At 65.2% G+C, this 6515-nt stretch carries 7 protein-coding genes and 1 pseudogene; 5 read left to right on the forward strand and 3 right to left on the reverse strand.

Annotation, left to right across the window (positions count from 1 at the left end; genetic code table 11):
• Positions 1-1121 (reverse strand): 5'-3' exonuclease H3TH domain-containing protein (locus Q0L94_RS14650; RefSeq protein ID WP_296754604.1); only part of this gene is annotated, 1121 nt, incomplete at its 3' end.
• A 14-nt stretch (positions 1122-1135) separates the two neighbouring features.
• Between Q0L94_RS14650 and Q0L94_RS14655 the strand changes: the two genes are divergently transcribed.
• The 3 genes from Q0L94_RS14655 (at position 1136) to Q0L94_RS14665 (ending at position 3141) form a co-directional block, all read left to right on the forward strand.
• Positions 1136-1864, forward strand: coding sequence for a TIGR00730 family Rossman fold protein (locus tag Q0L94_RS14655; protein WP_296754607.1), 729 nt, complete (start codon positions 1136-1138; stop codon positions 1862-1864).
• Positions 1865-1916: 52 nt separating this feature from the next.
• The gene (locus Q0L94_RS14660; protein WP_296754609.1) at positions 1917-2240 is read left to right on the forward strand and encodes a DUF2782 domain-containing protein; all 324 of its coding nucleotides are present in this window, start codon (positions 1917-1919) and stop codon (positions 2238-2240) included.
• 127 nt (positions 2241-2367) lie between these two features.
• Positions 2368-3141 carry a BPSS1780 family membrane protein gene (locus Q0L94_RS14665; protein ID WP_296754612.1) on the forward strand — a complete coding sequence of 258 codons (774 nt, stop codon included), beginning with the start codon at positions 2368-2370 and terminating at the stop codon, positions 3139-3141.
• On the opposite strand, the gene Q0L94_RS14670 is transcribed toward Q0L94_RS14665, so the two are convergent.
• Positions 3117-5309 (reverse strand): UvrD-helicase domain-containing protein, encoded by a 2193-nt coding sequence (locus tag Q0L94_RS14670; protein WP_296754614.1) that lies wholly within the window; start codon positions 5307-5309, stop codon positions 3117-3119. The two genes, Q0L94_RS14665 and Q0L94_RS14670, sit on opposite strands and share 25 nt — an antisense overlap.
• A 47-nt stretch (positions 5310-5356) precedes the next feature.
• Between Q0L94_RS14670 and Q0L94_RS14675 the strand changes: the two genes are divergently transcribed.
• Positions 5357-5608: a MoaD/ThiS family protein gene (locus Q0L94_RS14675; RefSeq protein ID WP_296754616.1), complete on the forward strand. Its 252-nt coding sequence runs from the start codon at positions 5357-5359 to the stop codon at positions 5606-5608.
• A gap of 87 nt (positions 5609-5695) precedes the next feature.
• On the forward strand, positions 5696-6106 hold the full coding sequence (locus Q0L94_RS14680; protein WP_296754619.1) for a DUF4332 domain-containing protein: 411 nt from the start codon (positions 5696-5698) through the stop codon (positions 6104-6106).
• Positions 6107-6172: 66 nt separating this feature from the next.
• Here the strand turns inward: Q0L94_RS14680 and Q0L94_RS14685 are convergent.
• Positions 6173-6515 (reverse strand): annotated as a pseudogene (locus tag Q0L94_RS14685) (phosphoribulokinase); the annotation flags it as partial.

A 6515-nucleotide genomic window follows, 5' to 3' on the forward strand; every position in this document is an offset into this window, starting at 1 on the left:
GGCGCGCCGGCATAGTGATGCGCCAGCGGCAGGTAGGCCGCTTCGCCGTGGGCCGTGGCGAACGAGATGCCGACCAGTTCGGCCTGCATCGCGTTGAGGCTGGTGGTTTCGGTGTCGAGCGCAAACGCCGGCGCGGCTTCCAGCCTGGCGATCCAGGCGTCGAGCCGGGCCTCGGTCAGGATGGTTTCATAGCCGGCGCGATGCTCGCCGCTGCAGTCCTGCTCGGGGGTCGAGGCCGCGCCGGTGGCGGCGGCGTCGAGCTCGCGCAGCCAGGTGCGGAATTCGTAGCGCTCGAACAGTGTGCGCAGCGCATCCCGGTCGCGCGGCCTGAGGACCAGATCGTCGAAATCGAAGGGCAGCGCGACATCCGTCTTGATGGTGATCAGCGTGCGCGCCTGCGGCAGCCAGTCGCGGGCGGTGCGCAGGTTGTCGCCGACCGTGCCCTTGATGGCGTCGGCATGCGCCAGCAGATTGTCGAGCGTGCCGTATTCGGCGAGCCATTTCACCGCGGTTTTCGGCCCGCATTTGGCAACGCCGGGAACGTTGTCGACGGCGTCGCCTACCAGCGTGAGGTAGTCGATGATGCGCTCCGGCGGCACCCCGAACTTGGCGGCCACCCCGGCCTCGTCGAGCGTTTCCTGGCTCATGGTGTTGACCAGCGTCACGTGGTCGTCGACCAGTTGCGCCATGTCCTTGTCGCCGGTGGAGACGATGCTGTGGATTCCCTTCCGCTCGGCGTGATGCACCAGCGTGCCGATCACGTCGTCGGCCTCGACGCCGTCGACGACGACGAGCGGCCAGCCCTCGGCGCGGATCGCCTCATGCAGCGGTTCGATCTGGCTGCGCAGATCGTCCGGCATCGGCGGGCGGTGCGCCTTGTAGGCAGGATAAAGCGCGTCGCGGAAGGTTTTGCCCTTCGCGTCGAACACGCAGGCGATATAATCGGCCGCGTAGTCCTTCCGCAGTTTGTGCAGCATCGCCAGCACGCCCTTGATCGCATTGGTCGGTTCGCCCGCCGAATTGCGCAGGTCGGGCAGCGCATGAAATGCGCGATACAGATAGGACGAGCCGTCCACCAGGAGCAGGATTTTTCTGGGTTGGCTTACACTGAAATCGTTCACGAGGCGCTCGAAAAATGCACTTGGATAAATTGCCCGTCGCTGTCGACCCGGGGCGCGCCGCCGAGATCAATTATTCGGCGCGCGAGTCGTGGCGGATGCTGGGAATTATGGCAGAGTTCGTCGAGGCGACCGAACGGCTGGCGTCGATCCGTCCGGCGGTTTCGATCTTCGGCAGCGCGCGCACACCGCCCGATCATGCGTATTACATGCTCACCGAAAACATCGCGCGCAAGTTGTCCGATGCGGGCTTCTCGGTGATCTCCGGCGGCGGCCCCGGCATCATGGAAGCCGCCAACAAGGGTGCGTATTTCGGCAAGTCGCCCAGCGTCGGCCTCAACATCCAGCTGCCGCACGAACAAAGCGCCAACATGTATCAGGACATCAGCCAGACTTTCCAGCATTTTTTCGCGCGCAAGGTCATGTTCGTCAAGTTTGCCGCGGCCTACGTCGTCATGCCGGGCGGTTTCGGCACGCTGGACGAGCTGTTCGAGGCGCTGACCCTGGTGCAGACCGGAAAAATCGCCGGCATCCCCATCATCCTGGTGGGCTCGAAATTCTGGGGCGGACTGGCCGAATGGGTGAAGGGCCGCCTGGTCGACGAGGGCATGATTTCCCCCAATGACGTTGAACTGATGCGCATCATCGACCGGCCGGAAGAGGTGATCGATGCGATCTTCAGTCACTACGAAAAACGCGGTTTCATGCCGTCGCTGGCCGAGCGCGAAATCCAGTTCAATCTGTAGTCGCCGTTTTCTTTTGACCTAAGCTGACAATATTCGCTTTCTGGAGCCTGCCATGCGTTATCCCGTTGTGTTGCTGACCCTGATGCTGAGCGGCCTTGCCGTTGCCGCCGCACCGCCCGAGCATCCACCCGGGCTGAAGCCGGTCCCGGATGGCGCGCCGGGGCCCGGCGACGCACCTGCGGTGACGATCAAGCCGAGCAGCCAGGGCCGCGTCGTCGAATACCGCGCCAACGGCAAGCTGTACATGCTGAAAGTCATTCCCCGTGTCGGCAAGCCGTATTTCCTGATCGACCAGAAGGGCGACGGCCAGTTTGCGCGGCAGGACAGCCTCGATTCCGGCATGCGGCCGCCGATGTGGGTGGTGAAGGAATTCTGACCGGTTGCCTGCGCACCGCTTATTCCATTGGCGGAGCCCCCGATCGTTCGCGGCGCCCGTCAATGACAGCCCGGCTTGAGCGTTTCCTTTTCGAGCCGATTCGTGCCGTACCAACCCGATCCGCTGCATGACTACTGCATCCAATCAAGACATTCCGCGCAAGGTCGCGGCCAGCCAGGGCTTCCAGTGGCTGGCCGCGGGCTTTCGCCTGTATCGAAAGAGTCCCCTTCTGCTGTCCGCCGCGTTCGGCGCGCTATTCGGCGCGGTGATGGCGCTCGGCCTGATTCCCGTGATCGGCGGGCCGCTGTCGGAGCTGGCTTCGCCGCTGATAGTGGCTGGATTCATGGCGGCATACCGCGCGCTCGACGAAGGCCGCGAGCTCGAACTGCCGAATTTTCTGGCCGGAGTTCAGGGGCCGGCGATTCCGTTGATGGCCGTCGGCGCGGTGCAACTGCTGGGCACCTTACTGATCGGCCAGATCATGCTCGGCATGGGGTTCGACCCGGTGGCGATGATGGCTGCCGCCAAGGAGGGTGCCTCGCCAGCGGAAATGCAGGCGATACTGAATCAGGCCACGCCCGCGCTGCTGGTCGGGATGGCGTTGTTCGCTCCGCTGATCATGGCCACCTGGTTCGCGCCTGCGCTGATCCTGTTCGGCGGCGCGCGTCCGGCCACCGCGCTGGGGGTGAGCCTGCGCGCGGTAGCCAGAAACTGGGCGGCGATGCTGGTGAACAGTTTCGCGCTCGGGATGCTGCTGTTTTTTGCCGCGCTGGTGCCGATGCTGCTCGGCCTGCTGGTGGCGATGCCGGTGCTGTTCGGTTCGCTGTATGCCTCGTATCAGGCGATTTTCGCGGTGTGGGCGGACGACGCCGCGTCCTACGCGGGCGACAACCTGGCGTAGGCCAGCGCTAGCCACTTGGTGCCGGCGTCGCGGAATTTCACCTGCACCCGCGCGTCCGGCCCGCGCCCCTCGAAGTCGATGATGATGCCGGTGCCGAACTTGGCATGGGCGACGCTCTGCCCCACCTTATAGCCGGTGTCGTTGCCGGACTGGCCTTGGCTGCGCGGCATGGGGGCGGGCGCGCGATAGCCCGGGGAAGCGGCGGATTCGCTGCGGCGGTTGAGCGGCAGCAACACCTGCTCCGGCAGCTCATCCAGAAAGCGCGACGGCAGGCCGTAGCGGACCTGGCCGTGCAGCATGCGCGACTGCGCGTGCGATAGATACAGGCGGCGCCGCGCGCGGGTGATCGCCACGTACATCAGCCGCCGTTCTTCCTCCAGGCCGTTTTCCTCGTGGGCACTCTGCTCGTGCGGAAACAGCCCTTCTTCCAGTCCGGTGATGAACACGGCGTGGAATTCCAGGCCCTTGGCGGCGTGCACCGTCATCAGCTGCAGCGCGTCGTGGCCGGCGCCGGCCTGGTGCTCGCCCGCTTCCAGCGCAGCGTGGGCGAGAAAACGCTCCAGCTCGGGCTGGGTCGTTTCGGCGGAGACCGATGCTTCAGGCGCGACGGCGGCGCCAACCGCATCCGCAGAAGCGGACTCTTCCGAGAACAGCGCCGCCGCGTTGATCAGTTCGTTGAGGTTTTCCAGGCGGTCGGCGCCTTCCTTGTCGGCGCGGTAGTAGTCCGCCAGCCCGCTGGCCTCGATTACATGGTCGATCGCCTCCGCCAGCGGCAGATCGCGCGTGGCCTGCCTGATCGACTCGATCAGCTTTGCGAATCCCGCGACCTTGCCGCCGCCGGTACAGGCGGCTTGCCACAGGCTGGTGCCCGCGCGCGCGGCGCCGTCGGCCAGTTGCTCCAGGGTGCGCGCGCCGATGCCGCGGGCGGGAAAGTTCACCACCCGCAGAAAGGCGCCGTCGTCTTCCGGATTGGTCAAGAGGCGCAGGTAGGCCAGCGCATGCTTGATTTCCTGGCGCTCGAAAAAGCGCAGTCCGCCGTATACCCGATACGGCACGCTGGCGGAAAACAGCGCGTGCTCCAGCACCCGCGACTGCGCGTTGGAACGGTACAGCAGCGCCATATCGGATAGCGCCACATCCTCGCGGTTGAGCGCGCGTACCTCGTCGACGACAAAGCTCGCCTCGTCCTGATCGGAATAGGCATTGAACACCCGGATCGGCTCGCCGTCGCCCTCCACCGTCCACAGGTTCTTGCCCAGGCGGTGCGCGTTCTGCGAGATCAGCGTGTTGGCGGCGGTGAGGATGTTGCCGTGGCTGCGGTAGTTCTGCTCCAGCTTGATCACGTTGCCGTGCGCGAACTCGCGCTCGAACTCGGCCATGTTGGCGGTGTTGGCACCGCGGAAGGCGTAGATCGACTGGTCGTCGTCGCCGACCGCGAAGAGTGCGGTGTGCGGGCCGGCGAAGAGCTTGAGCCAGCGGTACTGCAGGGTGTTGGTGTCCTGGAACTCGTCGATGAGGATGTGGCGGAAGCGGTCCTGGTAGTGCTGGCGCAGCGGCTCGTTGCGGTAGAGGAGTTCGTACGAGCGCAGCAGCAGCTCGGCGAAGTCCGCCACGCCTTCGCGCTGGCACTGCGCGTCGTAGGCCTCGTAGAGCTCGGCCATGCGCATCGAGTATTCGTCGTAGGCGTCGGCGTCGGCGTCGCGCGCGCGCCGCCCGGCCTCCTTGTTGCCGTTGATGAACCACTGCACCTTCTTCGGCTCGTACCTCTCGGTGTCGACGTTCAGCGACTTCAGCAGCCGCTTGATCGCCGACAGCTGGTCGGCGGAATCGAGGATCTGGAACGACTGCGGCAGTCCCGCCTCGCGCCAGTGGGTGCGCAGGAGGCGGTTGGAGAGGCCGTGGAAGGTGCCGACCCACATGCCGCGGGTGTTGATCGGCAGCATCGCCGAGATGCGCGTCAGCATCTCCTTCGCCGCCTTGTTGGTGAAGGTCACCGCCAGCACCCCCAGCGGCGACACCTGGCCGGTCTGGATCAGCCACGCCATGCGGGTGGTCAGCACCCGCGTCTTGCCCGAACCGGCGCCCGCCAGGATCAGCGCGGACGCGTGCGGCAGCGTCACCGCGGCGCGCTGCTCGGGGTTGAGGGTTTCCAGCAGGGGGAGGGGCATACGGCGGTAGAATCGTGCGGTCGATGACGAATTATAAGGGGCTCCCCATGGTGAAAATCCTGTTCTTCGGCGACCTCGTCGAAACCCTCGGCATGGCGTCCGACGAGATCGCGCTGCCGCCCGACGTGACCGACGTCGAACGGCTGCTGTTCGTGCTGGCGAAGCGCGGCGAGATGTGGAAGAAGATGCTGCTCGGCAACCCCAAGCTCAACGTCACCATCAACAAGCAGTTCGCCGGGAAGTCCTCGCCGGTGAAGGACGGCGACGAGATCGCACTGGTGGGGTTCGCGGTGGTGTGAATCCGGCCTGCGCCGCGCTTGGTCTACACTGGAAGCGGACGGCCGAGACAGGTCGACCCGCAGATCAACCACAGAGGAGGCGTGTGCATGGCCAATCGCAAGATCGAGGATATCGAGGGGATCGGTCCGGTGCTCGGAGAGAAGTTCCGCGCGGCCGGCGTCAAGGACACCGATTCGCTGCTGCAGAATGCCCTGACCGCCGCGCAGCGCAAGACGCTTGCCGAGAAGACCGGGCTGACTGAGGCGCGCATCCTGAAGTTCGCCAACATGGCCGACCTTTACCGGATCAGCGGCGTGGGGTCGGAGTATTCCGAACTGCTCGAGGCCGCCGGCGTCGACACCGTGCCCGAGCTCGCGCAGCGCAACGCCGCCAATCTCGTGCAGGCGATGACGGCCGTGAATCAGGAGAAGAAACTCACCCGCCAGGTTCCGACCGAGTCGGAGGTCGGCCGCTGGATCGAGCAGGCGAAGACACTGCCGCGCATGATCGAGCACTGAGCCCTCGCGGCCAGCCAAAAAAAACGGAGCCGGGCGGCTCCGTTTTTTGTTCCGGCTCGCGACGCTTTACTTCTTCTTGCCCGCGATCATGTCCTGGATGATCGGCGCCAGGATCAGTTCCATGGCGAAGCCCATCTTGGCGCCCGGCACGACGATGGTGTTGCGGCGCGACATGAAGGAGTTCGGGATCATGTTCAGCAGATAGGGGAAGTCGACGCCCTTGGGTTCGCGGAAGCGGATCACGATGAAGCTCTCGTCGGGCGTCGGGATGTCGCGCGTGATGAAGGGGTTGGAGGTGTCGACCGTCGAGACGCGCTGGAAGTTGATGTCGGTGCGCGAGAACTGCGGGGTGATGTAGTTCACGTAGTCCGGCATGCGGCGCAGGATGGTGTCGACGATGACGTCGGCG

The organism is Thiobacillus sp. (genome assembly GCF_024708915.1).

What these genes read in the sequence shown, in the direction of transcription:
- Q0L94_RS14655 (WP_296754607.1), top strand. Translation starts at nt 1,136, where the DNA reads ATGCACTTGGATAAATTGCCCGTCGCTGTCGACCCGGGGCGCGCCGCC.
- Q0L94_RS14660 (WP_296754609.1), top strand. Translation starts at nt 1,917, where the DNA reads ATGCGTTATCCCGTTGTGTTGCTGACCCTGATGCTGAGCGGCCTTGCC.
- Q0L94_RS14665 (WP_296754612.1), top strand. Translation starts at nt 2,368, where the DNA reads ATGACTACTGCATCCAATCAAGACATTCCGCGCAAGGTCGCGGCCAGC.
- Q0L94_RS14670 (WP_296754614.1), bottom strand. Translation starts at nt 5,309, where the DNA reads ATGCCCCTCCCCCTGCTGGAAACCCTCAACCCCGAGCAGCGCGCCGCG.
- Q0L94_RS14675 (WP_296754616.1), top strand. Translation starts at nt 5,357, where the DNA reads ATGGTGAAAATCCTGTTCTTCGGCGACCTCGTCGAAACCCTCGGCATG.
- Q0L94_RS14680 (WP_296754619.1), top strand. Translation starts at nt 5,696, where the DNA reads ATGGCCAATCGCAAGATCGAGGATATCGAGGGGATCGGTCCGGTGCTC.